The following is a 24462-nucleotide window of genomic DNA, read 5'->3' as shown; positions in this document are numbered from 1 at the left end:
GCTCCTGCCTACAGGCTGACTTGCGGATCCGGCTTGGCACCGCTCGCGTACGGGTGACCGTACTTTACTTCCGAAGACCCGGCAGGCGCCACCACAACGGAAGCCTGCCGACGAAAAGCGGGAAAGCATACCTGTTTTACCTTTTGCAGTCAATCACTTAAGCTTGCGTCCGCAGCAACGCTGCGCAACACCCGACGACTCACCAATCCCACCGACCATGCCGGATACCGTTTGCCGCCCGCCGCGGCTGATTCTTGCCTCCAGTTCACGCTACCGCCGCGCGCTCCTCGAGCGCCTCGGCATCCCCTTCGACGTCGTGTCGCCCGACCTCGACGAAACCCCGCGCGACGGCGAAACGCCGGCCGCGACCGCACTGCGCCTTGCGGGCGCGAAAGCGCGCGCCGTCGCCGCGACGATCGACGCGCCGGACGGCGTGCTCGTGATCGGGTCCGACCAGGTCGCGACCTTCGACGGACTCCAGATCGGCAAGCCCGGCACGCATGAGCGCGCGCTCGCGCAACTCGCGTCGATGCAGGGCCGCGAAGTCGAATTCCACAGCGCGCTCTGCCTGTATGACAGCCGCACGGGCGAAGCGCAGGTCGAGGACGTCGTCACGCGCGTGCGTTTCCGCTCGCTGCCCGAGGCCGAACTCGATGCGTACCTGCGCGCGGAAACGCCGTACGACGTCGCCGGCAGCGCCAAGTCGGAAGGGCTCGGCATCGCGCTGCTCGACGCGATCGACTCGAACGACCCGACGGCACTCGTCGGCCTGCCGCTGATCGCGCTCACGCGGATGCTGCGCGCCGCCGACTATCCGCTGTTTGCAACCACCCGTGGAGACCGCGCATGACGGCCGGCACGCTCTATCTCGTTCCGAACACGCTCGGCGAAGGCGACGAATCGATGCTCGCGGCCGTCCTGCCCGCGGCCGTGCAGGCACGCGCCGGCACGCTCGGCTATTACATCGGCGAGAACGCGAAGACGACGCGCGCGTTTCTGAAGAAGATCGGCACGACGCGCCCGATCCAGGAAATCGAAATCAGCGAACTGAACGTCAATACGCCGGCCGGCCAGATCGACCGGCTGCTCGCGCCCGTGCTGGCCGGTGCGGACGCCGGCCTCGTATCCGAAGCCGGCTGCCCGGCCGTCGCCGATCCCGGCGCCTTGCTGGTGCGCCGCGCACACGAGCGCGGGGTGAAGGTCGTGCCGCTCGTCGGGCCGAGTTCGATCCTGCTCGCGCTGATGGCATCGGGCCTGAACGGCCAGAGCTTCGCGTTCAACGGCTACCTGCCGGTCGACGCGGCCGCGCGTGCGAAACGCCTGCGCGAACTCGAGCAGCTGTCACGCAAGGCGCGCCAGACGCAGATCTTCATCGAAACGCCGTACCGGAATCAGGCGATGCTCGACACGCTCGTCGCGACCTGCGCACCGTCGACGCAGATCTGCGTCGCGGCCGACCTGACCCTCGCGACCGAGACGATCGCGAGCCGCACCGTGACGGACTGGAAAAAGGCGCCTGCGCCGAATCTGCACAAGCGCCCTGCGATCTTCCTGCTGCTGGCGAACTGAAGCCGCGACCGGCGGCTGCCCGGCAGCCGATCGGCGGGCCATCGCGGCCCGCCCGCTTCCGGTCAGCGCAGGCTGACCGACGCGCCGCCGGCCGTCAGCGCCTTCATCGCGGCGCCGCCGACGGCCGCGCCGAACTTGCGCGCGACACGGTTCGTCAGGCTTTCCTTCACCGTATAGTCGACGAGATCGGGCGCCTTCAGCACGTCGCGCGCGACCGTGTCGGTCGTGCCGAAGCCGTCGGCGAGCCCGAGCTCGACGCTCTTCTCGCCGGTCCAGAACAGGCCCGAGAACATGTCGGGCGTCTCGTGCAGCCGCTTGCCGCGGCCATCCTTCACCGCCTTGATGAACTGCGCGTGCACCTGATCGAGCAACGCCTGCGCATGCGCGTCCATCTTCGGCGTGTCCGGAGAGAACGGGTCGTAGAAGCCCTTGTTTTCGCCCGAGGTATGCAGGCGCCGCTCGACGCCGAGCTTGCCCATCAGGCCGGTAAAGCCGAACCCGTCCATCAGCACGCCGATCGACCCGACGATGCTCGCCTTGTCGACGAAGATCTTGTCGGCCGCGGACGCGATGTAATAGCCGCCCGATGCACACATGTCGGTCACGACGACGTACAGCGGCTTGTCCGGATGCTTCGCGCGCAGCCGCCGGATCTCGTCGTAGACCATCCCGGCCTGCACCGGGCTGCCGCCCGGGCTGTTGATCCGCAGCACGACGCCGGCCGTACCGTCGTCGTCGAACGCGGCGTCGAGCGCCGTGTTGATGTCGTCGGCGTTCGCGTTGACGCCGGCGGCGATCTCGCCGTCGATCGTCACGAGCGCCGTATGCCGCCCGCTCGCCGAGAACTTCGCATCGCTCGAGAAATCGATCAGCGCGAACGCAAGCAGCACGAACACGCCGAGGAACGCGAAGCGGAAGAAGATCTTCCAGCGCCGTGCCGCGCGCTGCTCCTTGACGGCCGCGAGCGCGATCCGCTCGAGCGCCGCACGCTCCCAGTTCGGTTCACGGCTGTCGGGACGGGAGGAGGAATCCGGGGAATTCGGTTGGTCGGCCATGCGGTGTTGTCGTCAGTCGGTCGTGGCGGAAACGGCGGGACGCAGGTCGGCGTCGGGCACCCAGAATACCGCACGCCCGTCGGCCGTGTCGCGCTCGTCGACCTCGACCGGCCGCAGCCGGCCGCCGCGGCACGGGCCGCCGACGCACTTGCCTGTGTTCGGCTCGTAGATCGCGCCATGCGTCGCGCACATCAGGTAGAGGCCCGACGATTCGAAGAACTGCCCTTCGGCCCAGTCGAGCTCCATCGGCACATGCGCGCAGCGGTTCAGGTAACCGTATGCGCGCCCCTCGTAGCGCACGAAGAACACGACGGCCTGCTCGCCGCGCAGCGTCGCGTCGACGCGCACGCCGGCACCGCCGTCGGCCAGGGCATCCGATGCGCACACACGCATCGCGTCCGGCGCCGCGCTCATGCGTGCTCCCGCAACCACGCGGCCAGCGCTTCGACGTCCGGCGCGACGAAGCGCGGCGTGAGCGCAGCCAGCGCATCGGCCGTGTGCGCGCCGTAAGCGACACCAACGCCGGCCGCCCCGGCACTCGCGGCCATCTGCAGGTCGTGCGTCGTGTCGCCGATCATCACGGTGCGAGAAAGATCCTGCCCCAGTTCCCGAGACAGCTCGTGCAGCATCGCCGGATGGGGTTTGGAGAAAGTCTCGTCCGCGCAGCGCGTCGCATCGAACAGGCTCGTCAGCTTCGACTGGTCGAGCACGCGATTCAGCCCGACCCGGCCCTTGCCGGTTGCCACCGCGAGCAGATAACCGGTGTCGCGCAGTTCGGCGAGCAGTTCGCGCACGCCGGCGAACAGCTCGATGCGCTGATCGTCGAGCAGATAGTGATAGCGGTAGCGCTCGGCGAGCCGCGAATAGTCGGACGGATCGAGGGTCGGAGCGGTAATCTGCAGCGCGTCGCGCAGGCCGAGGCCGATCACGTAGCGCGACGCCTCGTCGGACGGCGTGGGCAGGCCGAGATCGCGGCATGCGGCCTGGATGCTGTGCGCGATGTGCGCAGTCGAATCCATCAGCGTGCCGTCCCAGTCGAAGACGATCAGGTCAAATTGCTGTCGAGCCATGCGGTTCAGGTTCAGGCGGTATCGCGCAATGCGCTGAGTTGGTCGAGGAAGCGCCGGCATTCGTCCGGCAGCGGCGCATCGAACTGCAGCGCCTCGCCGGTCAGCGGGTGGGCGAGCCGCAGCCGGTGCGCATGCAGGAACATCCGTTTCAACGACGGCTGCGCATTCGCGCGCGCCAGCGCCTTGTTCAGTGCGAAATCGCCATACTTGGCGTCGCCGGCGATCGGCAGGCCGAGATGGGCGAGATGCACCCGGATCTGATGGGTCCGACCCGTTTTGAGTTCCGCTTCGACGAGCGCGTAGTCCGGCCAGCGGTCGACGAGGTTGAACACCGTATGCGACGGCAGCCCGTCGTCCTGCACGCGCACGCGGCGCTCCCCTTCCGGGGTCGAATACTTGAACAGCGGCGCCTTCACCGCGCGACGGCGACCCCAGTCGGGCTGCCATTCGCCGTGCACGCACGCGAAGTAGCGCTTGTCCATCCGGTTCTCGCGAATCTGCTCGTGCAGGCCCACCAGCGCCGTGCGCTTCTTCGCGAGCATCAGGATCCCGGACGTCTCGCGGTCGAGCCGGTGCACGAGTTCGAGGAACTTCGCACGCGGGCGCGCCTGGCGCATCTGCTCGATCACGCCGAACGCGACGCCGCTGCCACCGTGGACCGCGACCCCCGCCGGCTTGTCGATGACGAGCATCGCGTCGTCCTCGTACAGCACGTGGAAATTCGCGGGCGGCACGACGGGCGTGTCGGCGCGCGCGAGGTCCGCCGCCGCCACGCGCACGGGCGGCACGCGAACGATGTCGCCAAGGGCCAGACGGTACTGCGCGTCGATCCGGCCCTTGTTCACACGCACTTCGCCGCTGCGCAGGATCCGGTAAATATGGCTTTTGGGCACGCCTTTACAGACGCGCAACAGGAAGTTGTCGATCCGCTGACCGGCCGAGTTTTCGTCGATCTCGATCATCGATACCTGGCCGCTTGCGACCGAATTCTGGGATATTTTGCCTAACTCATTCATACTGAATATAATTTTGCCCAGCTTGACGTTGTGGGTGGCCTGACCGGCCGGCCCCGACCGAATCGGGCAAGGCGCAAGCGCAAACCGCTATTTTACTTGCGCCGGGGGTCCGCTGCTCGCCCCTAATCAAAGAGATGCAGCAAGTTGCACGCACGGCACCGCTCGCCGGCAAGGATCGCGCCCACAGGCGGATTCGGTCGGCAAGGTGCCGCGGTAACGGAAAGTTGGTTGAAAAGAATTTGATCGGCAGCCAGACGGCGCGAAGTGCGTCCGCAAGCTGCCGGTTGCGAAAATTACGGCGTTGCGCCCGATTTGGTTCCGCGAAGCGTGCGGGACTTGGCGACGTCAAACCAGGGAAGTACACCCCAAGCGGGAAAGTCGGGCTGGATTCGATACTCCCCGCTGCGGCCCAAGCCGCAGCATCTGCCGCCCGTCGGCGCGCGCGACGCATTGCGCGCGCCCGTGGCAATGCCCGGACTCAGGCTTAGCGCGCTTGTGCAGCGTGCGGTGTGTGAACGCCGTGCTTTGAAGCCGTATTCGCAGGTGCCCTACGGCCGCCGGCCCCGTCTTTCGGGGCCCAAGCGCCTCTTCAGGCAATTCTCCCCGCCATCGTTCCCGCTCCAGCGTGCTTGTGACAACACAACAAGGTGCGGCCTGCCGTCGTTCCCGCCCTCGCGACTGACAACCGCGAGGCGCCGGCAGCGGAGCCGCCTGGAGCCGTTCATGAAACGCATGCTGTTCAATGCGACGCAGCAGGAGGAGCTGCGCGTCGCCATCGTCGATGGGCAGAAGCTCATCGACATCGACATCGAAACCGCCGGGCGCGAACAGCGCAAAGGCAATATCTACAAAGGTGTCATCACCCGTATCGAGCCGTCGCTCGAAGCGTGCTTCGTCAATTACGGCGAAGACCGCCACGGGTTCCTGCCGTTCAAGGAAGTCGCCCGCCAGTATTTCAAGGAAGGCATCGACATGCGCTCCGCGCGCATCCAGGATGCGCTGCGCGAAGGCCAGGAGCTGATCGTCCAGGTCGAAAAGGAAGAGCGCGGCAACAAGGGCGCCGCCCTCACCACCTTCATCTCGCTCGCCGGCCGCTACCTGGTGCTGATGCCGAACAACCCGCGCGGCGGCGGCGTGTCGCGCCGGATCGAAGGCGACGAGCGTCAGGAACTGCGTGAAACGATGGCGCAACTGCAGATTCCGGACGGCATGAGCATGATCGCCCGTACCGCGGGCATCGGCCGCAGCGCCGAGGAACTGCAGTGGGACCTGAACTACCTGCTGCAACTGTGGCGCGCGATCGAAGCGGCGTCGCAAAGCGGCAACGCCGGCCAGCCGATGCTGATCTACCTGGAATCGAGCCTCGTGATCCGCGCGATCCGGGACTATTTCCAGCCCGATATCGGCGAAATCCTGATCGATACGAACGAGATCCACGATCAGGCCCGCGCATTCATGGATATCGTGATGCCGGACAACGTCGCGAAGGTGAAGCGCTACCACGACGACGTGCCGCTGTTCTCCCGCTTCCAGATCGAGCACCAGATCGAGACCGCGTACTCGCGTACGGTGCCGCTGCCGTCGGGCGGCGCGATCGTGATCGACCACACCGAAGCGCTCGTCGCGATCGACGTGAACTCGGCGCGCGCGACCAAGGGCGCGGACATCGAGGAAACGGCGACCCGCACGAACCTCGAAGCGGCCGACGAAGTCGCCCGCCAGCTCCGCCTGCGCGACCTCGGCGGCCTGATCGTGATCGATTTCATCGACATGGAATCGGCGAAGAGCCAGCGCGAAGTCGAGCAGCGCCTGAAAGACGCGCTCAAGCATGACCGCGCGCGCGTCCAGATGGGCAAGATCTCCCGTTTCGGCCTGATGGAACTGTCGCGCCAGCGCCTGCGTCCGGCCCTGTCGGAAGGCAGCCACGTGACCTGCCCGCGTTGTAACGGCACCGGCCACATCCGCGATACCGAATCGTCCGCGCTGCAGGTCCTGCGGATCATTCAGGAAGAAGCGATGAAGGAAAACACCGCGGCGATCCACTGCCAGGTGCCGGTCGAGGTGACCGCCTTCCTGCTCAACGAAAAGCGTCAGGAAATCAACAAGATCGAGTCGCGCTTCAAGGTCGGCATCGTGCTGATCCCGAACAAGCACCTCGATACGCCGCACTACAAGCTCGAGCGCCTGCGCCACGACGACGCACGTCTCGACGATCCGCGCGCATCCTGGAAGATGGCCGAGGAAGCGGCCCGCGAACTCGAGTCGGAAACCGGCTACAGCAAGCGCGCGGCGGAAGTGAAGCCGAAGCAGGAAGCCGCGGTCAAGGGCATCACGCCCGAGCGTCCGGCGCCGAGCCCGGCACCGCAGCGTCCGGTCGAACCCGTTGCCGCGCCCGCGCCCGTCGCGCCGGCAAGCGGCGGTTTCATCGGCTGGCTGAAGGGCCTGTTCGGTGTGGCGCCGGCTCCGGCGCCCGCACCGGTTGCCCCGGCACCGGCGAAGGAGCAGGCAGCCCGCCCGGCTCGCGGCGAACGCGCCGAGAAGTCCGAGCAACGCGGCGAACGCGGCGGCGATCGCAACCGCAACCGTCGCGGCGGCGCCCAGCAGGCACAAGGCGGACGCGACCAGGCAGCGGCAGGCCGCGGCCAGCAGCAACGCCAGGAACGCGAAGGCAAGGAAGTGCGTGAAGCACGCGAACCGCGCGAGAACCGCGAACCGCGCGAGGGCCGTGAGCCGCGTGAAGGTCGCGAGATCCGCGAAGGCCGTGAGGGTCGCGAAGGTCGCGAGGGCCGTGGCCCGCGCGAAGGCCGCGAGCCGCGTGAAAGCCGCGAACCGCGCGAGAACCGCGAACCGCGCGAGCGTGCCGAGCAGCCGGAAGGCGTCGAAGCCGCCGGCCGTGGCGAGCGCCAGGAACGTCGCGAGCGCGGCGAGCGCCGCAAGCCGACCCAGCATGCGGCTACGCTCGAAACGGTCAACCGTGGCGAAACGCATCCGGAACCGGACGCCGACAAGGCCGTCGCCGAGGCCCTGCCCGGCGCCGAGCTGGCAGCCGACGCGGAAGCCGGCGCGCGTGATGGCGAGGAACGTCGCCGTCGCCGGCGCGGCCGCCGCGGCGGTCGCCGCGAGCGCGAGGAAGACGGCGCAGTCGTCGACCACGCCGAGCAAGGCGCAGATGGCGAAGCCGCCGTGCAAGCCGTGACGCCGGAAGCACCGGCTGCTGCCGAACCGGCCCACACGGCCGCACCGGCAGTCGTCGTGGCCGCGGCTGCGGCAAGCGCCGTCGTCGCCGAAGCAGCGGTCGAGCACCACGCCGAACCGGTTGCGCCGGCCGCTGTCGAGCCGCAGCCGGCACCGGTACACGTCGAAGCGGCTCCGGTCGAACCGGCGGTTGTTGCCCACGCGGCAGAACCGGCTCCGGTCGCACCGGCCGTCGAAACGGAAGCCGGTCCGGCTCCGGTCGCGGTTTCGCCGACGGACGCGTTCGAAGTGCCGGCAGCGCCTGCCGCGGTCGAAGCACCGCAGTCCGCGCCCGTCGAGCAAGCCGCGCCGGCCGTGGCGATCGAAGCCGCTCCGGCGGCTGTCGAGCCGGCACCGGTCGAAGCTGCGCCGGTCGAGGCCGTCGCAGCACCGGCACCGGTTCCCGCACAACCGGCAGCCGCGCCCGCTTCGGCGAGCCTGGATGTCGTGCTGGAGCAGGCCGGTCTCGTCTGGGTGAACACGGACGCCGACAAGTTCGCCGCCGCGCAGGAAGCCGCGTCGCGACTCCCGCGTCCGGCTCGTGTGCCGCGCGAACGCAAGGCACTGCCGCCGGTCGATACGGCCCCGATGCAGCAGGTCGAAACGACGCATCACTGACCGGCACATCGCCCGACCAGGAAAAGCCCGCCTCCGGCGGGCTTTTTCACGTCCGCGCTGCGGGTTTCCGCCCACCGGCCCGGCCCGCCGCTTGCGGCTAAAATAGAGGCCTGGTTCGCACTTCTTTCAACATGTCCCGACGCATCATTCCTCTCGCCGACGTCAGCGGGATGCCGGACGTCTCCGGCGTCGCGCACGCCCCGGACGGCACGCTGGCCGACACGCTCGCCAGGCCGCTGCGCGACCTGCGCATTTCGGTGACGGATCGCTGCAACTTCCGCTGCGTGTACTGCATGCCGCGCGCCGTCTTCGACAAGGACTACCCGTTCCTGCCGCACAGCGCGCTGCTCACGCATGAGGAAATCGAACGCGTGGCGCGACTCTTTGTCGCACATGGCGTCGAGAAGATCCGCATCACGGGCGGCGAGCCGCTGCTGCGCAAGAATCTCGAATTCCTGATCGAGCGCCTCGCCCGCCTGACCACGCATGACGGCCGCCCGCTCGACCTGACGCTCACGACCAACGGTTCGCTGCTCGCCCGCAAGGCGCGCGCGCTGAAGGACGCCGGGCTCACGCGCGTGACGGTCAGCCTCGACGCGCTCGACGATACGCTGTTCAAGCGCATGAACGATGCCGAGTTCGCGAGCGCCGACGTGCTCGACGGCATCTTCGCCGCCCAGGCCGCGGGCCTCGCGCCTGTCAAGGTCAACATGGTCGTGAAGCGCGGCACCAATGACAGCGAGATCCTGCCGATGGCGGAGCGTTTCCGCGGTACCGGCGTGATCCTGCGCTTCATCGAGTACATGGACGTCGGTACGTCGAACGGCTGGAACATGACCGAGGTGCTGCCGTCGGCGGACGTCATCGCACGCATCGCCGAACACTTCCCGCTCGTACCGCTCGAGCCGCACACGGCGGCAGAAACCGCGCAGCGCTGGGGCTACGCGGACGGCAGCGGCGAGCTCGGCGTGATTTCGAGCGTCACGCAGGCCTTCTGCGGCGACTGCACGCGCGCGCGGCTGTCGACCGAAGGCAAGCTGTACCTGTGCCTGTTCGCGTCGACGGGCCACGACCTGCGCGCACTCGTGCGCGGCGGCGCGAGCGACGCCGAGATCGCGACCGCGATCGCCCGCATCTGGCAGGCCCGCACCGACCGTTATTCGCAGCTGCGCGGCAGCGCGTCTGCCGACACCGTGCCCGACGGCGCCGGCAAGCGTGTCGAGATGTCGTATATCGGCGGCTGACGCACGCTGCCCTCCGCCTTCTCGCGATGCCCGCTTCCACCTCTCCCTCGATCGCCGGCCTGCTGCTCGCAGGCGGGCGGGCCACGCGCATGGACGGCGTCGACAAGGGCCTGCAGTTGCTCGACGGCACGCCGCTCGCGCTGCACGTACTGCGCCGTCTCTCGCCACAGGTCGACGAAACGCTGATCAGCGCGAATCGCCATGCCGATCGTTATGCCGAACTCGGTGCGCCGTTCGACGCGCGCATCGTCGCGGACGAAACGCCCGACTTCCCCGGCCCGCTCGCGGGCCTGCTCGCCGGCATGCGGGCGGCACGCGCGCCGCTCGTCGCGTGTTCGCCATGCGATACGCCCTACCTGCCCGCCGACCTCGTCGCACGGCTGCTCGCGGCGCTCGACGCGCAGCAGGCCGACATCGCCATGGCGGTGACCGTCGACGCGCAGCAGGCGCGCTCGCCGCAGCCGACGTTCGCGCTGCTGCGCACGTCGCTGGCCGACGATCTCGCCGCCCGGCTCGCGGCCGGCGACCGCAAGGTGCGTGCGTGGTACGCACGCCACAAGACGGTCGAAGTCGAGTTTCACGACGAGCGTGCGTTTTACAATGCCAACTCCTGGCAGGAACTCGCCGCGCTGGCCCGCCGCTGACGGCACTCGCGCGGTTCCCGCCCGCCGCACGCGAAACCCGCGCCCAGGCACCCTCCTCGCGCCACCGGCCACGAACCCGATACGCCTTGCGGCGCAGTCCGACTGATGATCACGCAATCCTCGCCCGCCTCCCGAAGCGCCCCCGATTCCGATGCCCCGCTGTCGCTCGCCGACGCGCAGGCACTCGCGTGCCGCTTTGCGGTGCCCGTCGCGGCGTGCGAGGCGGTGGCGCTGCGCAATGCGCTCGACCGCGTGCTCGCGGCCGACGTGAACGCACCGTTCGACATTCCCGCGTACGACAACTCGGCGATGGACGGCTACGCGTTCGACGGCAGCACCGGCACGCACGCGGCGCCGCAAGCGGATGTCGCGCTGACGGTCGCCGGCACCGCGCTCGCCGGCCATCCGTTCGACGGCGCCGTGGCGGCCGGATCATGCGTGCGCATCATGACGGGCGCGCCGATGCCGGCCGGATGCGACACGGTGATTCCGCAGGAACGCGTGCGCGCCGACGGCGACACGATTCGCTTCGTCGCACATGACATCGCGCGCGGCGCGAACTGCCGCAAGGCCGGCGAGGATCTCGCGCGCGGCGCCTGCGCGCTCGCCGCGGGCCGCATCCTGCGACCGTCCGATCTCGGCCTGCTCGCGTCGTTCGGCATCACCGAGGTCACGGTGCGCCGGCGCGTGCGCGTCGCCGTGTTCTCCACCGGCGACGAACTGCGCGAGCCCGGCGAGCCGCTCGGCCCCGGCGCACTGTACGACAGCAATCGCGGGATGCTGATCGCGATGCTCGAACGACTGCATGTCGACGCGGTCGACCTCGGGATCGTCCGCGACGAGCCGGCCGCGCTCGAAGCCGCATTGCGCGACGCCGTCGCCGCACAGGCCGACGCGGTGATCACGTCCGGCGGCGTATCGGTCGGCGAAGCCGATTTCACGCGCGACGTGATGGCACGGCTCGGCGACGTGACGTTCGCCAGCCTCGCGCTGCGTCCCGGCCGGCCGCTCGCGTGCGGCACGCTCGCACGCGCGCCCGGTGGCACCGGTCACGCGCTGTTCTTCGGCCTGCCCGGCAATCCGGTCGCGTCCGCCGTGACGTTCTACGCGATCGTGCGCCCCGCACTGCTGACGCTGGCCGGCGCGCAGGCCCAGCCGCCGGCGATGCATACGGCACTCAGCACGCATGCGCTGAAGACGCGCCCGGGCCGCACCGACTATCTGCGCGGCATCGCGACACGCGCCGCCGACGGCCGCTGGCACGTCGCACCTGCCGGCTCGCAGAGTTCCGCGTCGCTGAGCAGCCTCTCGGCCGCCAACTGTTTCATCGTCCTGGGCCACGATACCGCGGCAGTCGACGCGGGCACCCCGGTCGACATCCTGCCGTTCGACGGCCTGATCTGAATTCCACTATCGGTATATCTCTACGGGGGCAATCCGCACATGAAGAAACAAATTTCGTCGATCGCCGCGGGGCAGACCGCAAAGGCGCTGATCCTCGTCTACCTGACGTTCAGCGTGCCGATCGTGCTGCTCGGCATTCTCGTCGCCTACGTTCGTTACGGGATGGTCGAACTGAGCACGATCCTGAGCGCGCTGCTGCTGAACGCCATCCTCGGCTTCGTGTTGCTGTGGATCGCGTGCCACGCGTACAACTGGGTCGCATCGCGCTTCGGCGGCATCGAGATCGTGCTGTCCGATCCGCCGGAGGAAGCGTGAGCGGCACACCGCTGATCCGTGCGGCGCAAGCGAGCGACGTCGGTGCGATCCTCGCGCTGATGCGCGAACTCGCCGAATTCGAGAAGCTCACGCATCTGTTCGTCGCGACCGAGGCCGACCTCGCCGACGCACTGTTCGGCGCGCGGCCTGCCGCCGAAGCACGGGTGGCCGAACACGACGGCGCGATCGTCGCGTATGCGCTGTTCTTCCACAATTACTCGACGTTCCTCGGCCGCCGCGGCCTCTATCTCGAGGATCTGTACGTGCAGCCGTCGCAACGCGGCACGGGCCTCGGCACCGCGATGCTGCGTCACCTCGCGGCCCTGGCCGTCGAACGCCGTTGCGGGCGCTTCGAATGGTCGGTTCTCGACTGGAACCAGCCTGCGATCGATTTCTACGAGAAGATGGGCGCCACCGTGCTGCCCGACTGGCGCATCGTTCGCGTGACGGGCGACGCGCTGGACACGCTCGCCGGGCATTGAGCGCATCGCGGCCGCACCGGCAGTCGCTGCATGAAAAAACGGGCGCCGCGGCGCCCGTTTTCGTTCCGGCCGGTATCGGCAACGCGCGTCACGCGTCGTCCGCATCGGCGCCGTCGCTACCTTCCGCACCGAGCAGCCCGGCCGCCGCGTCGCCCGGCAGCGCCTCGACCTGCCTCAGCTTGCGGTTCATCACGCGCGTACGCTGCTCGGCGGACTCGATCGAGCGCGTGACCGTTTCGAGCTGCGCCTTCGTGCGCGCGAGCACGTCGCCGAACTTGCCGAATTCCGTTTTTACCGCGCCGAGCACCTGCCACACCTCGCTCGACCGTTGCTCGATCGCGAGCGTGCGGAAACCCATCTGCAGGCTGTTCAACAGTGCGGTGAGCGTCGTCGGGCCGGCCACCGTCACGCGATAGTCGCGCTGCAGCAGGTCGGTCAGCCCCGGGCGACGCAGGATCTCCGCATAGAGCCCTTCGGTCGGCAGGAACAACAGCGCGAAATCGGTCGTGTGCGGCGGCGCGACGTACTTCTCGGCGATCGTGCGCGCCTCGAGCCGCACGCGCGCTTCGAGCGCGCGGGCCGCTTCCTCGACCGCCACCGCATCGGCGCGCTCCTGCGCGTCGATCAGCCGCTCGTAATCCTCGCGCGGGAATTTCGCGTCGATCGGCAGCCACACGGGCGGCGCGTCGCGCGTACCGGCATCGCGCCCCGGCAGCCGGATCGCGAACTCGACGCGCTCGCTGCTCTTCGGCACCGTCGCGACGTTCTTCGCGTATTGCTCGGGCGTCAGCATCTGCTCGAGCAGCGCCTCGAGCTGCACTTCGCCCCAGGTGCCGCGCGTCTTCACGTTGGTCAGCACTTTCTTCAGATCGCCGACGCCCGCCGCGAGCGTCTGCATCTCGCCGAGCCCGCGATGCACCTGCTCGAGCCGGTCCGACACGAGCTTGAACGATTCGCCGAGCCGCTGCTCGAGCGTCGCGTGCAGTTTCTCGTCGACGGTGCGGCGCATCTCCTCGAGCTTCGCCGCGTTGTTCGTCTCGATTTCCTTCAGCCGCTGTTCGAGCGTCGCGCGCACTTCGCCGATCCGGCGATCGTTCGCCTCGGTCAGTTGCGTGAGCTGCCGGTTCAACGTGTCGCCGAACAGCCTGAGCGCGCCCGTCTGCTCCTCGCGCGCCTGCTGCGCCTGGCGCTGCAAACTCTCGCGCATCGCGTCGAACTGCTGCGCATTGCCGGCGACGAGCTTGCCGAGCTGCTGGGCGAAGCCCTCGACCTGGTTGTTCTGCACGGTCGCCACGCTCGTCAGCTGCGCGGCGAGCGTCTGCTGAAGCTGCGCAAAACTGCCGGCCAGCTCGGTGCGCGAGCCGCGCGCGTTCTCGACGATCTCGCCGCGCAATTCGCGTTCGAGCCGCTCGACCGCGCGCGCCTGCGCGTGCGCGGCGTCCTCGATCTGGTCGCCCAGTACAGCCGTATCGTCGTGACGGCCAGTGCCACGCATGAGCGCGACGATCGCCACCGCGAGCGCGACGGCCAGCACGACGACCGCCGCAAGCAACAACGTCATCGTCATGCGCGCGGCTTCCCGATCACGTCAGGGTTGATCGGATTCGGCGGCCGCCCCGCGCGCGGCCCTTCGCCCAGCGCGGCGATCAGGTTGTCGGCGGCGAGGTTCGCCATCGCGCGGCGCGTTTTTTCGGTCGCGCTCGCGATATGCGGCGTCAGCACGACGTTCGGCACCTCGAGCAGCGCCGGATGCACCGTCGGCTCGCCTTCGTACACGTCGAGGCCGGCGGCGGCGATCGTCCCGTCGCGCAACGCGACGGCCAGCGCCGCGTCGTCGACGATCCCGCCGCGCGCGATGTTGGTCAGCGTCGCGGTGGGCTTCATCTTCGCGAGTTCGGCAGCGCCGATCGTATGGTGATTTTCCTGCGTGTACGGCAGCACGAGCACGACGTGATCGGCGCGCGCGAGCAGCGCATCCTTCGATACGTATTCGGCGTTCAGCTCGGCCTCGATCTCGGGCGCGACACGCGACCGATTGTGATAGATCACCTGCATCCCGAAGCCGCGCGCGCGGCGCGCGAGCGCCTGGCCGATGCGCCCCATTCCGATCACGCCGAGCGTCGAGCCGTAGATGTCACTGCCGAGGAACCCGTCGTAAGCCCACTTCTGCCAGTGGCCGGCGCGCAGCCAGTGCTCGGATTCGGCGATCCGGCGAGCGGCGGCCATCATCAGCGCCCAGCCGAAATCGGCGGTGGACTCGTTCAGCACGTCGGGCGTGTTGGTGCCGAGCACGTTCGCCGCGTTGAACGCAGCCATGTCGAAGTTGTTGTAGCCGACCGCCATGTTCGCCACGACGCGCAGGCGCGGCGCGGCGGCGAGCTCGGCCGCGCCGACCGGATCGCCGGCCGTCAACGCACCGTCCTTGTCGGCCAGACGCGCAGCGAGCGCGCCGGGCGCGAGTGCGTCGCCGTTGTTCCAGTCGACGTCGAAATATTGCTTGAGCCGCTCGATCACGTCCGGAAAGATCGGACGCGCGACCAGGATCTTCTGCATCGCCATCTCCGCATGCCGCGGGCGGATCGAAGCGCGCCGTGCGCCGCCGGGACCGCCCGCTCAAGGTTGAAAATCGTCAGCTTACGCCGTGAAGAAAAGCCACGACGTCAGCAGGAATACCGGTATCAGCACGACCAGCGCCCAGCCGAGATACGCGAAGAAGCTCGGCATCTTCACGCCGCGCGATTCGGCGATCGCCTTCACCATGAAGTTGGGTGCGTTGCCGATATAGCTGTTCGCGCCCATGAACACCGCGCCCGCGGAAATCGCGGCGAGCGTCGACGCGCCGGTCGTCATCAGCGACTGGGCATCGCCGCCCGCGAGGTTGAAGAACACGAGATAGGTCGGCGCGTTGTCGAGGAACGACGACAGGATGCCCGTCGCCCAGAAGTACATCGCGTCGATCGGCTTGCCGTCCGGCCCCGTGACGAGGTGGACGATCTGCGCGAACGCGCCGTCGGCGCCGGCGCGCAGGATCACGATCACCGGCGCGATCGTCACGAAGATCCCCGCGAACAGCTTCGCGACTTCCTCGATCGGCGCCCAGTTGAACGCGTTGCCCTCGCGCGCGGAGCGCGGCGTCAGCGCGAGCGACGCGAGCGTCACGCCCACGAGCGCGACGTCGCGCACGAGGTTCTGCAGCGCGACGTGCGTGCCCCATACGTCGAACGCGATGCCCGGCTTCCAGATGCCGCTCATCAGCACGAGCGCAACCACGGCCGCGAGCAGCACGAAGTTGATCTTCCCGTCGATCGACAGCGCCGCGCCGTCCGGCGTCGGGTCGAGCACGGCCGGCCGCTCCTCGCCGCCCTTCCGGTAGAAGTACGTATCGAGCACGAAGAACAGCGTCAGCAGCACCGCGCAGATGAACAGCATCGGCAGCGCGAGGTGCGTGGTCGTCCAGAAGAAGCTCACGCCGTTCAGGAAACCGAGGAACAGCGGCGGATCGCCGAGCGGCGACAGCGAGCCGCCCGCGTTCGCGACGAGGAAGATGAAGAAGATCACGACGTGCACGACGTGCTTGCGGTTGTCGTTGGCGCGCAGCAGCGGCCGGATCAGCAGCATCGCGGCGCCCGTCGTACCCATCACGCTCGCGAGCAGCGTGCCGAGCGCGAGGATCGCGGTATTGAGCTTCGGCGATCCATGCAGATTGCCGTTCACGCAGATGCCGCCCGCGACCGTATAGAGCGCGGTGAGCAGCACGATGAACGGAATGTATTCCTCGAGCAGCGCATGCACGAGCGTGCCGAACGCGGTGCCCGCACCGAACGCGAATCCGAACGGGATCAGGAACACGACCGCCCACGCGGCGGCAATCTTGCCGAAGTGGTGATGCCAGAAAACGGGGGCGACGAGCGGGAACAGTGCGATGGACAGCAGGATCCCGGCGAACGGGATACCCCAGAGGGCAGACAGCGCGGCACCGTCGAGCGTTGCGGCCGATGCAAGCGCGGGAACGGCGCCAAGCGCGATCCCCGACGCCATGCCCGCCCAGGCGGCATGTCGTTTCATGCAGAACTTCCTTGTTCGAATGGTGGTGGATGCAGCGGGCGCGTCATGCGCCCCGTACGACGATCACGTGAACGCGGTACGGGCCGTGCGCGCCCAGTACGATGGTCTGCTCGATATCGCCCGTGCGCGACGGACCCGACACGAAATTGACCGCGCGCGGCAATTCGCCGCGCTCCGCGCGGATCAGCGCAAATGCGTCTTCATGACCGGCAACGATCCGCGACGCGGGAACGATCGCGATGTGCGTTTCCGGCAGCAGGCCCGCCGACGCATAGGTGTCGGGGCCGGACAGCAGCGCCAGCGAGCCTGTTTCGGCGGTCGCGCAAAAACAGCCGGTAAGGCCGACCAGATCGCCGTCGCGCGGCTTGCGGAACTCGACCGACAGGCCTGCGCCCGCCCAGTCGAAATCGGCCAGCGTGCGCCATGCGACGGCCTGCGTCGGCAGGCCATGAGCGGACAGGTAGCGGGCCGCGGCGGCCGGCACATCGGCAAGCGCTGCGACTTCGTCGACCGTCGTCGACAGACGGGCCGCTTCGTCGACGAATGCCGCGACGAGGTCGGCCGGCGCCGGCGGGCGCGGGCCCTCCGGATGACGGGCGAGATAGTCGGCAACGCCGTCGCGCTCGGCCGCATCGGGTTCGGCCGCACGCCCCTGCGCCGCGCGAATGCGCGCGAGGATCTGGCGACGGGCAGCGGAAGTGTCCATGAACGGTCCTCGTGACGTTGGCGGGCGATACCGTCGGATTATACCGGCCGGCCCCGCCGCGACGCAGTTTTGGCCGTTCGGCCGACGCTTACTTCGACGCGCCTTCCTCGACCGGCTGCGCGATGCCGAACACCTGGCGCAGGTACGCGAGATACGCCTTGTCGTCGCACATGCTCTTGCCCGGCGTATCCGACAGTTTCGCGACCGGCTGCCCGTTGCAGCGAACCATCTTGATCACGATCTGCAGCGGCACGTAGCCGAGGTCGTTCGTGAGGTTGGTGCCGACGCCGAATGCGAGCTTGCAGCGGCCGCGGAACCGTTCGTACAACTGCATCACCTTCGGGATGTCGAGCGCATCCGAGAACACGAGCACCTTGGTGCGCGGGTCGCAGCGGTTCGCCTCGTAGTGGCGCAGCATGCGCTCGCCCCACTCGAACGGATCGCCCGAATCGTGGCGCGCGCCGTCGAACAGCTTGCAGAAGTACATGTCGAAGTCGTTCAGGAACGCGTCCATCCCGTAGACGTCCGACAGCGCGATCCCGAGGTCGCCGCGATATTCCTTCGCCCACATCTCGAAACCGTAGATCTGCGAATCGCGCAGCCGCGGGCCGAGCGCCTGGCACGCCTGCAGATACTCGTGCGCCATCGTGCCGAGCGGCGTGATGCCGTGCTTCATCGCGTACAGCACGTTGCTCGTGCCGGCGAACTGCGGGCCGAGCCCGTCGCGCAGCGTGAGGGCGACTTCCTCGTGCCACACCTTCGAGAAGCGCCGGCGCGTGCCGTAGTCGGCGATCTTGCAGTCGGCGAACTCGGGCTTCGCGCCGAGCAGCTTGATCTTCTCGCACAGCCGCTCGCGACCTTCGCGATAGTCGGGCTCGCGCTGCGTGTTGCGGAAATAGACTTCGTTGACGATCGCGAGCACCGGGATCTCGAACAGGATCGTGTGCAGCCACGGCCCCTCGATCACGATGTCGATCTCGCCGTTGCCCTTCGGCGATGGCGTGATCGAGATGTATTTCTCGTTCAGGTGGAACAGCGCGAGGAAGTCGACGAAATCGCTCTTGATGAAGCGCATGCGCCGCAGGTAGTCGAGTTCGACGTCGGTGAAGCGCAGCGAACACAGGCCGCGCACCTCGTCGCGGATCTCGTCGATGTACGGCACGAGATCGACGCCGGGCGTACGGCACCGGAAGCGGTACTCGACGTTTGCGGCAGGAAAGTGATGCAGGACGACCTGCATCATCGTGAACTTGTAGAGATCCGTGTCGAGCAGCGAAGTGATGATCATGATTACGGCACCGCCAGTATCGTGACAGGGCCCCGGCGCACCGCGCGCCGCCCGGTCTGCCGGCCATGTTACCCGAATGCGGGCCCGACCATCGCGAAACCGCCCGCCGCCCTGCCCGGCCGCGCCGCCGTACGGCACACGCGCCCCGTCGGCGAGTCCCTTCTGCGGGCCGCCATAAACTAATCACGAAACGATATAAGCCGGATAGCCGACCACGCCATGCGGGTTTTGCGCTTCAGTTACAATGCCGGTTTTGGCGCAAACGCCACCCCATATATACCGCCAAGCAGGAGCGTTTTAATGACTCACGTTGTGACCGAAGGCTGCATCAAGTGCAAATACACGGACTGCGTGGATGTGTGCCCGGTGGATTGCTTCCGTGAAGGTCCCAACTTTCTCGCCATCGATCCGGACGAGTGCATCGACTGCGCCGTGTGCGTCGCCGAGTGCCCGACCAATGCGATCTATGCCGAAGAAGACGTTCCGGGCGACCAGCAGCAGTTCACCGCGCTGAACGCCGAGCTGGCAAAGGACTGGCCGTCGATCACGAAGACCAAGCCGGCGCCGGCCGACGCGGACGAGTGGAAGGACGTGCAGGACAAACTGCACCTGCTCGAGCGCTGATCGCGCAGCGGCCGCAAAAAAATTTTTGTGCGCCGCGGCCCAAAAGTGTTGACAGGTTGATCAACGCTCCATACAATCTCGTTTCTCTGCTGTTGTTGTTTGTTCCCCGATAGCTCAGTCGGTAGAGCGCCGGACTGTTAATCCGTAGGTCCCTGGTTCGAGCCCAGGTCGGGGAGCCAAAAACGCAAAGGCCCGTTGAAAGTGGACGGGCTTTTTGCTGGTAGACAAACAAGCAGATGTACCGATTTATTCCCCGATAGCTCAGTCGGTAGAGCGCCGGACTGTTAATCCGTAGGTCCCTGGTTCGAGCCCAGGTCGGGGAGCCAAATAGCGAAAGGCCCGTCATTCGACGGGCCTTTTGTTTTTCCGGCCCGCCTTTCGGCTTTCATCGCCCGGTCGCGCGCATGCTAGAGTCTCTGTCCCGCATTCGCATCCGGTTCCGTCGATGAAGCACCGCCTCCTCCGCTCAGCACCACTCGCCCTCCTGCTTTCCGCATTCGCCGCGGCACCGCTCGCACACGCGGAGGAAGTCGGCAGCGTCAACACCCATTTCCGCGTCACGGGCTCCGATCGCGTGGTCGTCGAGGCGTATGACGATCCGGTCGTGAACGGCGTGACCTGCTACGTGTCGCGCGCGCGCACCGGCGGGATCAAGGGCACGCTCGGCGTCGCCGAGGATCCGAGCGAAGCGTCGATCGCGTGCCGGCAGGTCGGCCCGATCAGCTTCAAGGAGCCGCTCAAGCAGCAGACCGACGTGTTCAGCGAGCGCATGTCGTTCATCTTCAAGACCCTGCACGTCGTGCGCGTGGTCGACACCAAGCGCAATACGATCGTCTACCTGACCTACAGCGACCGCATCGTCAGCGGCAGCCCGAAGAACGCCGTCACCGCGGTGCCGATGCCGGCCGGCACGACGATTCCGGTCAAGTAAAGCCCGCGCCCGCCGGGCGCGCGAGCGATACACTGTCGGTTCGACCGCTCCGCGCCCGATCATGTCCGCCACCCGCCTTCCCGACTCCGCACGCTACTGGCGCACGCCGCTGCTGCCCGATGCGGATCTCGTCACGGCCACCTATCGCGACCACACGTTCGCGCCCCACTGGCACGACGCGTATACGATCCCCGTGATTCTCGAAGGCGCGGAACGCTTCACCTATCGCGGCAGCGGCCATGTCGCAGAAACCGGCACCGTGCCCGTGATCAATCCCGGCGAAGTGCATACGGGGTCGCGTGCGGCCGACGAGGGCTGGTGCTATCGCGTCAGCTACATGCCGGTCGATTTCATCCGCGAACTCACCAGCGCGATCGCCGGCCGCCCGCAGGACGCGCCGTGGTTTGCGCCCGACGTGATTCGCGACGCCGACCTGGCGGCGCGGCTCACGCTGGCGCACCGGATGATGGAGGCCGGCAGCGAGCACGCACTGCCCTCGCAGGCGCACGGGCAAGCAGCTGACGTTCCGGCGACGGGCGCACCCCGCATCTACGATCCGCTCGCCGCCGAAACGGCGATGCTCGATGCGTTGTCGACGCTGATCGTGCGCCATGCGGACGCCCTGCCGCGACCGGCGCCGCTCGCGTCGGACGAACCCCGGGTCGACGCGATGCGCGAACGGCTCGCTGCCGATCTGACGTGCACGGTGACGCTCGACGAAGTCGCGCAGGCGGCCGGCCTGTCGCCGTTCCATGCCGCGCGCCTGTTCACCCGCACGAACGGCATGCCGCCGCATGCGTGGCGCAACCAGTTGCGCCTGCAGCGCGCGCTGGCGCCGCTGCGCGCGGGCGTGCCCGTCGCCGACGTCGCGGCGGCCAGCGGCTTCGTCGACCAAAGCCACTTCACGCGGCATTTCAAACGCATGTTCGGCGTACCGCCCGGGCGCTGGCAGGCGAGCTGACGCGCGGCGTCCGGCCCGCCAGCGCGATGCCGCCGGCGCCTGCAAGCAGGCAAGCACCGGCTCGCCGTCCAAGCGCAAGAACATACAAGCCGGCTCGCCCCCCGCCCGCTATCCTCCCGTTCATGGAGGAGCACCCTTTGAACCCGACACCCGCATCGCCCGCTCGCCGCCCGTTCAACGAATGGCTCGACGGCGCGCGCGACACGATCCCGATGATGATTGGCGCCGCCCCGTTCGGCGTGATTTTCGGCACGCTCGTCGGCGGCGGCCCGCTCGCCGCGTGGCATGGCACGCTGATGTCGCTTGCCGTGTTCGCGGGCTCCGCGCAGTTCATCGCGCTCGGCCTGATCGCGGGTAGCGCAAGCTTCGTCGTCGTGCTCGCGACCACGCTGATCGTGAACCTGCGTCACCTGCTGTACAGCGCGACGCTCGCGCCCTATGTCGCGCACCTGCCGCTGCGCTGGCGCGCCACGCTCGGCGCGCTGATGACCGACGAGGTGTTCGCGGTCGCCTATGCGCATTACCGGCATTTCCCGCCCGGCGCGATCGGCCCCCACTACTTCTTCGGCTCGGGGCTCGCGATGTACCTGAACTGGCAGGTCTGGACGCTCGCGGGCATCGGTTTCGGCGCGGCGTTCCCGGGCCTGCAGTCGCTCGGCCTCGATTTCGCGATGGCGGCCACCTTCATTGCGATCGTCGTCCCGCAGCTCGGCACCCTGCGCTATTTAGCGGCGGCCGTGACGGCCGGCACGCTGGCGTACTTCTGGCAGGGCTGGCCGTACAAGCTCGGACTGCTCGGCGCCGTCGCCGCCGGCGTCGCGATCGGCGTCGCGCTCACGCTGCTGCACGAACGATCGCGTGCCGGCTCGCGCACGGAGGCCGCATCGTGAGCTACGCGCTGCTGATTCTCGGGATGGCCGTCATCACGTATGCGATCCGCTCGACGCTGTTCCTGTTCGGCGAACGGCTGGCCTTCCCGCCGCTCGTGCGGACCGCGCTCGGCTTCGTGCCCGTCACCGTGCTGACCGCGATCATCGTGCCGATGGCCGTCTCGCCGCACGGCGGCACGGCCGAGCTGACCTGGCGCAATCCGCAGCTCGTCGGCGCGCTGGCGGCCGTGCTCGTGTCGGCAGCGACCCGCCGCCCGCTCGTGACGATCGCGGCAGGGCTCGCGGTGTTCTTCTTCTGGCAAGGGGTCGTGCTGCCCCACTGGCTGCCCGCCTGAGCACACGCTCGGTCACCCGCGCTCAAGTTTCCGCCCGGCAGGCCGATATAGGAGATGAAGACCCGCCACCGGCCTCGGCGCGCACCGGTCAGTCGACGCTGCGCCCGCCCCGGTGCGCCGTGCCGGCCGCCGGCTTGCGCGGGCCGCCATCGAGACGATTCATGGGCCAGATCACCCTTTCCCTCAAGGACGACACGCTCGAGTCCCTGCGCAAGGACTACGATGCGTTCGTCCGCGTGTCGCTGAAACTCGACCCGCAGTTCGCGACGCCGTCGTTCGAGGATTTCCTGCGCGCCAAACTGCTCGACAACATGGTGCCGCTGACCGAGCACGCGGTGCAGCGGATGCTGCAGGGCGGCCAGTACGCGTGGGCCAAACGCACGCTCGACAAGGAATTCCCGGACGTCGTCGCGATCCTGATGCGACAGGCCGGCGAATTCGGCTTCGGCTTCGCGTCCCGCTCCGAATGGACCCCCGACGAACTCGCGAAGGCTTGCCGCGACTGGGCGAAGGCGATCGTCGCCGAAGCGCAGGGCGACCCGTCGCTGATCGACCCGCTCGCGTCGCAGATCAAGGGCGCGGCGCAAGACATCCAGGCACTCGAGGAACTGATGCAGACGCCGGCGTGGCGGCTCGCGGAATCGCTGCGGCAACGGGTCTACGAGGCCAAGCTCGCGTGCGAGATGAGCGTCGGCAGCACCGCGCGCGACAAGCTCGGCGAACTGCGCGGGCTGCTGCGGCTCGGGCTCGCGCACGGCTCGTTCCAGAAGCAGGAAGCGCAGCAGATCATGGAATACCTGCGGCTGCTGAAGCCGGAGATCTTCGTCGAGGAGCCGTACGACGTCTTCGCACGGCTCGCCGCGTGGCTGCGCAGCGTATTCACCCCGGCTGCCGCGCGGCCGGCACAGGGTCCGGGACAAGGGCAAGGACAGCGCCGCCCGTAACGGCACCCCCAAGCGCATCGATACACGAAAACGGCCCGGTTCGCGCAATGCGAACCGGGCCGTTGGATGACCGCCGTCGCGACGCACCGTCAGGGACGAGCGTCGCGCGGCGCCAGGCACCGCTTACTGCGTGGCGCCCTGGGCCGATGCACCGCCCTCCGCACCGACCGATGCGCCGCCTTCGGTCGCTTCGCCGGCCTTCGCCTTGGCCGAACCGACATGGCTCTTGGCCGACTTCGCGGCATGCTTCGTGTGCTTCTTGGCCGAATGGACGGCCGACGACGCCGTATCCTTCGCGCCGTCGGCTGCCGCGCCGACCGCATCGGTTGCACCGCCGGCGGCATTGCCCGACGCGTTCGCGCCCGCACTGCCCTGCATGCCGGCACCGACACCGGCCGCCGGCGTCTGCGCCTGCACGCCGGCACCGGCCGTGCCCTGCACCGCCGTGCCCGTCTGGGCAAATGCGGCCGAAGTAGCGAACGCCGTCAGCGCGGCACCGATCAGCATCGTACGAATCTTGGACATGGCAATTCTCCTCAGGAAGTTGTGAGCCCGAACCGCAGCGATGCGGTCCGTCGCTTCCCCTGCCGCAACACGCAGCAGGTACGAAAAAGACCCGCGGCGCGCCCGGCCGGTTCTCGAATCTCTCAGACTGTTACCCACCGTTTCATTTGCTGACGAGTCGCTCACAGTCCTTAACAACTGCATGCCGCGGCGGCCCGCGCTCGCGTGCCGGCCCGTGGTGCCGTATGATGCGGAGCGTTTCCTCCCGCGCCTTGCGCACCTTCTTCGTCATGCCCAACCTGGATTTCACGCTGACCGGCGAATACGTCGAGCTGCACAACCTTCTCAAGATCACCGGCCTCGCGGACAGCGGCGGCAGCGCAAAGCTGATCGTTGCGTCCGGCGCGGTGAAAGTCGACGGCGCGGTCGAACTGCGCAAGACCTGCAAGATCCGCGCGGGCCAGGTCGTCCTGCTCGGCGACACGCGCATTGCGGTGCGCGAAGCCTAGGGCCGACGGTTCCCCTGCCTGCGACATGGCCATCGGCGCGCGCGTTCGACACGG

25 protein-coding genes and 2 tRNA genes are annotated in these 24462 nt (G+C 68.1%); 17 read left to right on the top strand and 10 right to left on the bottom strand.

The window, feature by feature from the left end; genetic code table 11:
* Positions 1 to 217 precede the first annotated feature (217 nt).
* Positions 218 to 850 carry a Maf-like protein gene (locus APZ15_RS09290; protein WP_027788013.1) on the top strand — a complete coding sequence of 211 codons (633 nt, stop codon included), beginning with the start codon at positions 218 to 220 and terminating at the stop codon, positions 848 to 850.
* Positions 847 to 1569, top strand: coding sequence for an SAM-dependent methyltransferase (locus APZ15_RS09285; protein ID WP_027788014.1), 723 nt, complete (start codon positions 847 to 849; stop codon positions 1567 to 1569). Before APZ15_RS09290 ends, APZ15_RS09285 begins: the two co-directional genes overlap by 4 nt.
* 62 nt (positions 1570 to 1631) lie before the next feature.
* Here the strand turns inward: APZ15_RS09285 and APZ15_RS09280 are convergent, their stop codons facing one another.
* Genes APZ15_RS09280 through APZ15_RS09265 form a run of 4 tightly spaced genes read right to left on the bottom strand, consistent with a single transcriptional unit; the run spans position 1632 to position 4710 of the window.
* Positions 1632 to 2624 (bottom strand): S49 family peptidase, encoded by a 993-nt coding sequence (locus APZ15_RS09280; protein ID WP_027788015.1) that lies wholly within the window; start codon positions 2622 to 2624, stop codon positions 1632 to 1634.
* 12 nt (positions 2625 to 2636) lie between these two features.
* Complete coding sequence (locus APZ15_RS09275) at positions 2637 to 3038, bottom strand: Rieske (2Fe-2S) protein (protein WP_021159704.1); 402 nt, start codon at positions 3036 to 3038, stop codon at positions 2637 to 2639.
* Positions 3035 to 3694 (bottom strand): HAD-IA family hydrolase, encoded by a 660-nt coding sequence (locus APZ15_RS09270; protein ID WP_027788016.1) that lies wholly within the window; start codon positions 3692 to 3694, stop codon positions 3035 to 3037. The genes APZ15_RS09275 and APZ15_RS09270 overlap by 4 nt, the downstream gene beginning before the upstream one ends.
* An 11-nt stretch (positions 3695 to 3705) precedes the next feature.
* A complete protein-coding gene (locus APZ15_RS09265; RefSeq protein WP_027788017.1) occupies positions 3706 to 4710 on the bottom strand; it encodes an RluA family pseudouridine synthase in 1005 nt (334 codons plus the stop codon).
* A gap of 723 nt (positions 4711 to 5433) precedes the next feature.
* On the opposite strand from APZ15_RS09265, the gene APZ15_RS09260 reads away from it, so the two are divergent.
* The 6 genes from APZ15_RS09260 (at position 5434) to APZ15_RS09235 (ending at position 12651) form a co-directional block, all read left to right on the top strand.
* The gene (locus APZ15_RS09260; RefSeq protein WP_027788018.1) at positions 5434 to 8562 is read left to right on the top strand and encodes an Rne/Rng family ribonuclease; all 3129 of its coding nucleotides are present in this window, start codon (positions 5434 to 5436) and stop codon (positions 8560 to 8562) included.
* Positions 8563 to 8693: 131 nt separating this feature from the next.
* Positions 8694 to 9806: a GTP 3',8-cyclase MoaA gene (moaA, locus tag APZ15_RS09255; protein ID WP_021159709.1), complete on the top strand. Its 1113-nt coding sequence runs from the start codon at positions 8694 to 8696 to the stop codon at positions 9804 to 9806.
* 26 nt (positions 9807 to 9832) lie between these two features.
* Entirely contained in the window at positions 9833 to 10450 is a 618-nt protein-coding gene (gene mobA, locus APZ15_RS09250) for a molybdenum cofactor guanylyltransferase MobA (RefSeq protein ID WP_027788019.1), read from the top strand.
* Positions 10451 to 10555: 105 nt separating this feature from the next.
* Positions 10556 to 11854: a molybdopterin molybdotransferase MoeA gene (moeA, locus tag APZ15_RS09245; protein WP_027788020.1), complete on the top strand. Its 1299-nt coding sequence runs from the start codon at positions 10556 to 10558 to the stop codon at positions 11852 to 11854.
* A 39-nt stretch (positions 11855 to 11893) separates the two neighbouring features.
* Positions 11894 to 12169, top strand: coding sequence for a hypothetical protein (locus APZ15_RS09240; protein ID WP_006401288.1), 276 nt, complete (start codon positions 11894 to 11896; stop codon positions 12167 to 12169).
* Positions 12166 to 12651, top strand: coding sequence for a GNAT family N-acetyltransferase (locus APZ15_RS09235; protein ID WP_027788021.1), 486 nt, complete (start codon positions 12166 to 12168; stop codon positions 12649 to 12651). Before APZ15_RS09240 ends, APZ15_RS09235 begins: the two co-directional genes overlap by 4 nt.
* A gap of 88 nt (positions 12652 to 12739) precedes the next feature.
* Here the strand turns inward: APZ15_RS09235 and APZ15_RS09230 are convergent, their stop codons facing one another.
* The 5 genes from APZ15_RS09230 to pncB all read right to left on the bottom strand — a co-directional run bounded on the left by APZ15_RS09230 (position 12740) and on the right by pncB (position 18710).
* Positions 12740 to 14218 (bottom strand): DNA recombination protein RmuC, encoded by a 1479-nt coding sequence (locus APZ15_RS09230; RefSeq protein WP_027788022.1) that lies wholly within the window; start codon positions 14216 to 14218, stop codon positions 12740 to 12742.
* Positions 14215 to 15204: a 2-hydroxyacid dehydrogenase gene (locus APZ15_RS09225; protein WP_021159714.1), complete on the bottom strand. Its 990-nt coding sequence runs from the start codon at positions 15202 to 15204 to the stop codon at positions 14215 to 14217. The genes APZ15_RS09230 and APZ15_RS09225 overlap by 4 nt, the downstream gene beginning before the upstream one ends.
* An 81-nt stretch (positions 15205 to 15285) precedes the next feature.
* Positions 15286 to 16716 carry a sodium:proton antiporter gene (locus APZ15_RS09220; protein ID WP_027788023.1) on the bottom strand — a complete coding sequence of 477 codons (1431 nt, stop codon included), beginning with the start codon at positions 16714 to 16716 and terminating at the stop codon, positions 15286 to 15288.
* Positions 16717 to 16759: 43 nt separating this feature from the next.
* Positions 16760 to 17422 carry a LutC/YkgG family protein gene (locus APZ15_RS09215; RefSeq protein ID WP_027788024.1) on the bottom strand — a complete coding sequence of 221 codons (663 nt, stop codon included), beginning with the start codon at positions 17420 to 17422 and terminating at the stop codon, positions 16760 to 16762.
* Positions 17423 to 17510: 88 nt separating this feature from the next.
* Positions 17511 to 18710, bottom strand: a complete 1200-nt coding sequence (pncB, locus tag APZ15_RS09210) for a nicotinate phosphoribosyltransferase (protein ID WP_021159717.1) — start codon at positions 18708 to 18710, stop codon at positions 17511 to 17513.
* A gap of 300 nt (positions 18711 to 19010) precedes the next feature.
* Between pncB and fdxA the strand changes: the two genes are divergently transcribed.
* From fdxA to APZ15_RS09170, 8 genes are all read left to right on the top strand, one after another.
* Positions 19011 to 19334 carry a ferredoxin FdxA gene (gene fdxA / locus APZ15_RS09205; protein WP_011351384.1) on the top strand — a complete coding sequence of 108 codons (324 nt, stop codon included), beginning with the start codon at positions 19011 to 19013 and terminating at the stop codon, positions 19332 to 19334.
* Between the two features lie 103 nt (positions 19335 to 19437).
* Positions 19438 to 19513, top strand: a tRNA-Asn gene (locus tag APZ15_RS09200).
* A 71-nt stretch (positions 19514 to 19584) separates the two neighbouring features.
* Positions 19585 to 19660 (top strand) — tRNA-Asn (locus APZ15_RS09195).
* A 119-nt stretch (positions 19661 to 19779) separates the two neighbouring features.
* Positions 19780 to 20265 (top strand): CreA family protein, encoded by a 486-nt coding sequence (locus APZ15_RS09190; RefSeq protein ID WP_027788025.1) that lies wholly within the window; start codon positions 19780 to 19782, stop codon positions 20263 to 20265.
* Positions 20266 to 20326: 61 nt separating this feature from the next.
* The gene (locus APZ15_RS09185; RefSeq protein ID WP_027788026.1) at positions 20327 to 21226 is read left to right on the top strand and encodes an AraC family transcriptional regulator; all 900 of its coding nucleotides are present in this window, start codon (positions 20327 to 20329) and stop codon (positions 21224 to 21226) included.
* Positions 21227 to 21348: 122 nt separating this feature from the next.
* Positions 21349 to 22116: an AzlC family ABC transporter permease gene (locus tag APZ15_RS09180; protein WP_027788027.1), complete on the top strand. Its 768-nt coding sequence runs from the start codon at positions 21349 to 21351 to the stop codon at positions 22114 to 22116.
* On the top strand, positions 22113 to 22451 hold the full coding sequence (locus APZ15_RS09175; protein WP_027788028.1) for an AzlD domain-containing protein: 339 nt from the start codon (positions 22113 to 22115) through the stop codon (positions 22449 to 22451). The genes APZ15_RS09180 and APZ15_RS09175 overlap by 4 nt, the downstream gene beginning before the upstream one ends.
* A 161-nt stretch (positions 22452 to 22612) precedes the next feature.
* On the top strand, positions 22613 to 23395 hold the full coding sequence (locus APZ15_RS09170; RefSeq protein ID WP_027788029.1) for a DUF4088 family protein: 783 nt from the start codon (positions 22613 to 22615) through the stop codon (positions 23393 to 23395).
* A gap of 123 nt (positions 23396 to 23518) precedes the next feature.
* Here APZ15_RS09170 and APZ15_RS09165 read toward each other — a convergent pair whose 3' ends face one another.
* The gene (locus APZ15_RS09165; protein ID WP_027788030.1) at positions 23519 to 23920 is read right to left on the bottom strand and encodes a hypothetical protein; all 402 of its coding nucleotides are present in this window, start codon (positions 23918 to 23920) and stop codon (positions 23519 to 23521) included.
* A gap of 269 nt (positions 23921 to 24189) precedes the next feature.
* Here APZ15_RS09165 and APZ15_RS09160 point away from each other — a divergent pair, with 269 nt between their 5' ends.
* Positions 24190 to 24408: an RNA-binding S4 domain-containing protein gene (locus APZ15_RS09160; protein ID WP_021159725.1), complete on the top strand. Its 219-nt coding sequence runs from the start codon at positions 24190 to 24192 to the stop codon at positions 24406 to 24408.
* Positions 24409 to 24462: the final 54 nt, after the last annotated feature.

Origin of the sequence: Burkholderia cepacia ATCC 25416 (genome assembly GCF_001411495.1) — a bacterium.
GTDB classification, from domain to species: domain Bacteria; phylum Pseudomonadota; class Gammaproteobacteria; order Burkholderiales; family Burkholderiaceae; genus Burkholderia; species Burkholderia cepacia.
Note: the sequence above shows the minus strand (reverse complement) of the source record. Positions and strands in the feature narration are given on the sequence as shown.

Coding starts and splice junctions, on each gene's coding strand:
- APZ15_RS09285 (WP_027788014.1), top strand. CDS start 847: ATGACGGCCGGCACGCTCTATCTCGTTCCGAACACGCTCGGCGAAGGC.
- APZ15_RS09240 (WP_006401288.1), top strand. CDS start 11,894: ATGAAGAAACAAATTTCGTCGATCGCCGCGGGGCAGACCGCAAAGGCG.
- APZ15_RS09190 (WP_027788025.1), top strand. CDS start 19,780: ATGAAGCACCGCCTCCTCCGCTCAGCACCACTCGCCCTCCTGCTTTCC.
- APZ15_RS09290 (WP_027788013.1), top strand. CDS start 218: ATGCCGGATACCGTTTGCCGCCCGCCGCGGCTGATTCTTGCCTCCAGT.
- moaA (WP_021159709.1), top strand. CDS start 8,694: ATGTCCCGACGCATCATTCCTCTCGCCGACGTCAGCGGGATGCCGGAC.
- APZ15_RS09185 (WP_027788026.1), top strand. CDS start 20,327: ATGTCCGCCACCCGCCTTCCCGACTCCGCACGCTACTGGCGCACGCCG.
- APZ15_RS09270 (WP_027788016.1), bottom strand. CDS start 3,694: ATGGCTCGACAGCAATTTGACCTGATCGTCTTCGACTGGGACGGCACG.
- APZ15_RS09230 (WP_027788022.1), bottom strand. CDS start 14,218: ATGACGATGACGTTGTTGCTTGCGGCGGTCGTCGTGCTGGCCGTCGCG.
- mobA (WP_027788019.1), top strand. CDS start 9,833: ATGCCCGCTTCCACCTCTCCCTCGATCGCCGGCCTGCTGCTCGCAGGC.
- APZ15_RS09180 (WP_027788027.1), top strand. CDS start 21,349: ATGGAGGAGCACCCTTTGAACCCGACACCCGCATCGCCCGCTCGCCGC.
- APZ15_RS09215 (WP_027788024.1), bottom strand. CDS start 17,422: ATGGACACTTCCGCTGCCCGTCGCCAGATCCTCGCGCGCATTCGCGCG.
- APZ15_RS09275 (WP_021159704.1), bottom strand. CDS start 3,038: ATGAGCGCGGCGCCGGACGCGATGCGTGTGTGCGCATCGGATGCCCTG.
- pncB (WP_021159717.1), bottom strand. CDS start 18,710: ATGATCATCACTTCGCTGCTCGACACGGATCTCTACAAGTTCACGATG.
- APZ15_RS09165 (WP_027788030.1), bottom strand. CDS start 23,920: ATGTCCAAGATTCGTACGATGCTGATCGGTGCCGCGCTGACGGCGTTC.
- APZ15_RS09225 (WP_021159714.1), bottom strand. CDS start 15,204: ATGCAGAAGATCCTGGTCGCGCGTCCGATCTTTCCGGACGTGATCGAG.
- APZ15_RS09160 (WP_021159725.1), top strand. CDS start 24,190: ATGCCCAACCTGGATTTCACGCTGACCGGCGAATACGTCGAGCTGCAC.
- fdxA (WP_011351384.1), top strand. CDS start 19,011: ATGACTCACGTTGTGACCGAAGGCTGCATCAAGTGCAAATACACGGAC.
- moeA (WP_027788020.1), top strand. CDS start 10,556: ATGATCACGCAATCCTCGCCCGCCTCCCGAAGCGCCCCCGATTCCGAT.
- APZ15_RS09220 (WP_027788023.1), bottom strand. CDS start 16,716: ATGAAACGACATGCCGCCTGGGCGGGCATGGCGTCGGGGATCGCGCTT.
- APZ15_RS09170 (WP_027788029.1), top strand. CDS start 22,613: ATGGGCCAGATCACCCTTTCCCTCAAGGACGACACGCTCGAGTCCCTG.
- APZ15_RS09260 (WP_027788018.1), top strand. CDS start 5,434: ATGAAACGCATGCTGTTCAATGCGACGCAGCAGGAGGAGCTGCGCGTC.
- APZ15_RS09265 (WP_027788017.1), bottom strand. CDS start 4,710: ATGAATGAGTTAGGCAAAATATCCCAGAATTCGGTCGCAAGCGGCCAG.
- APZ15_RS09280 (WP_027788015.1), bottom strand. CDS start 2,624: ATGGCCGACCAACCGAATTCCCCGGATTCCTCCTCCCGTCCCGACAGC.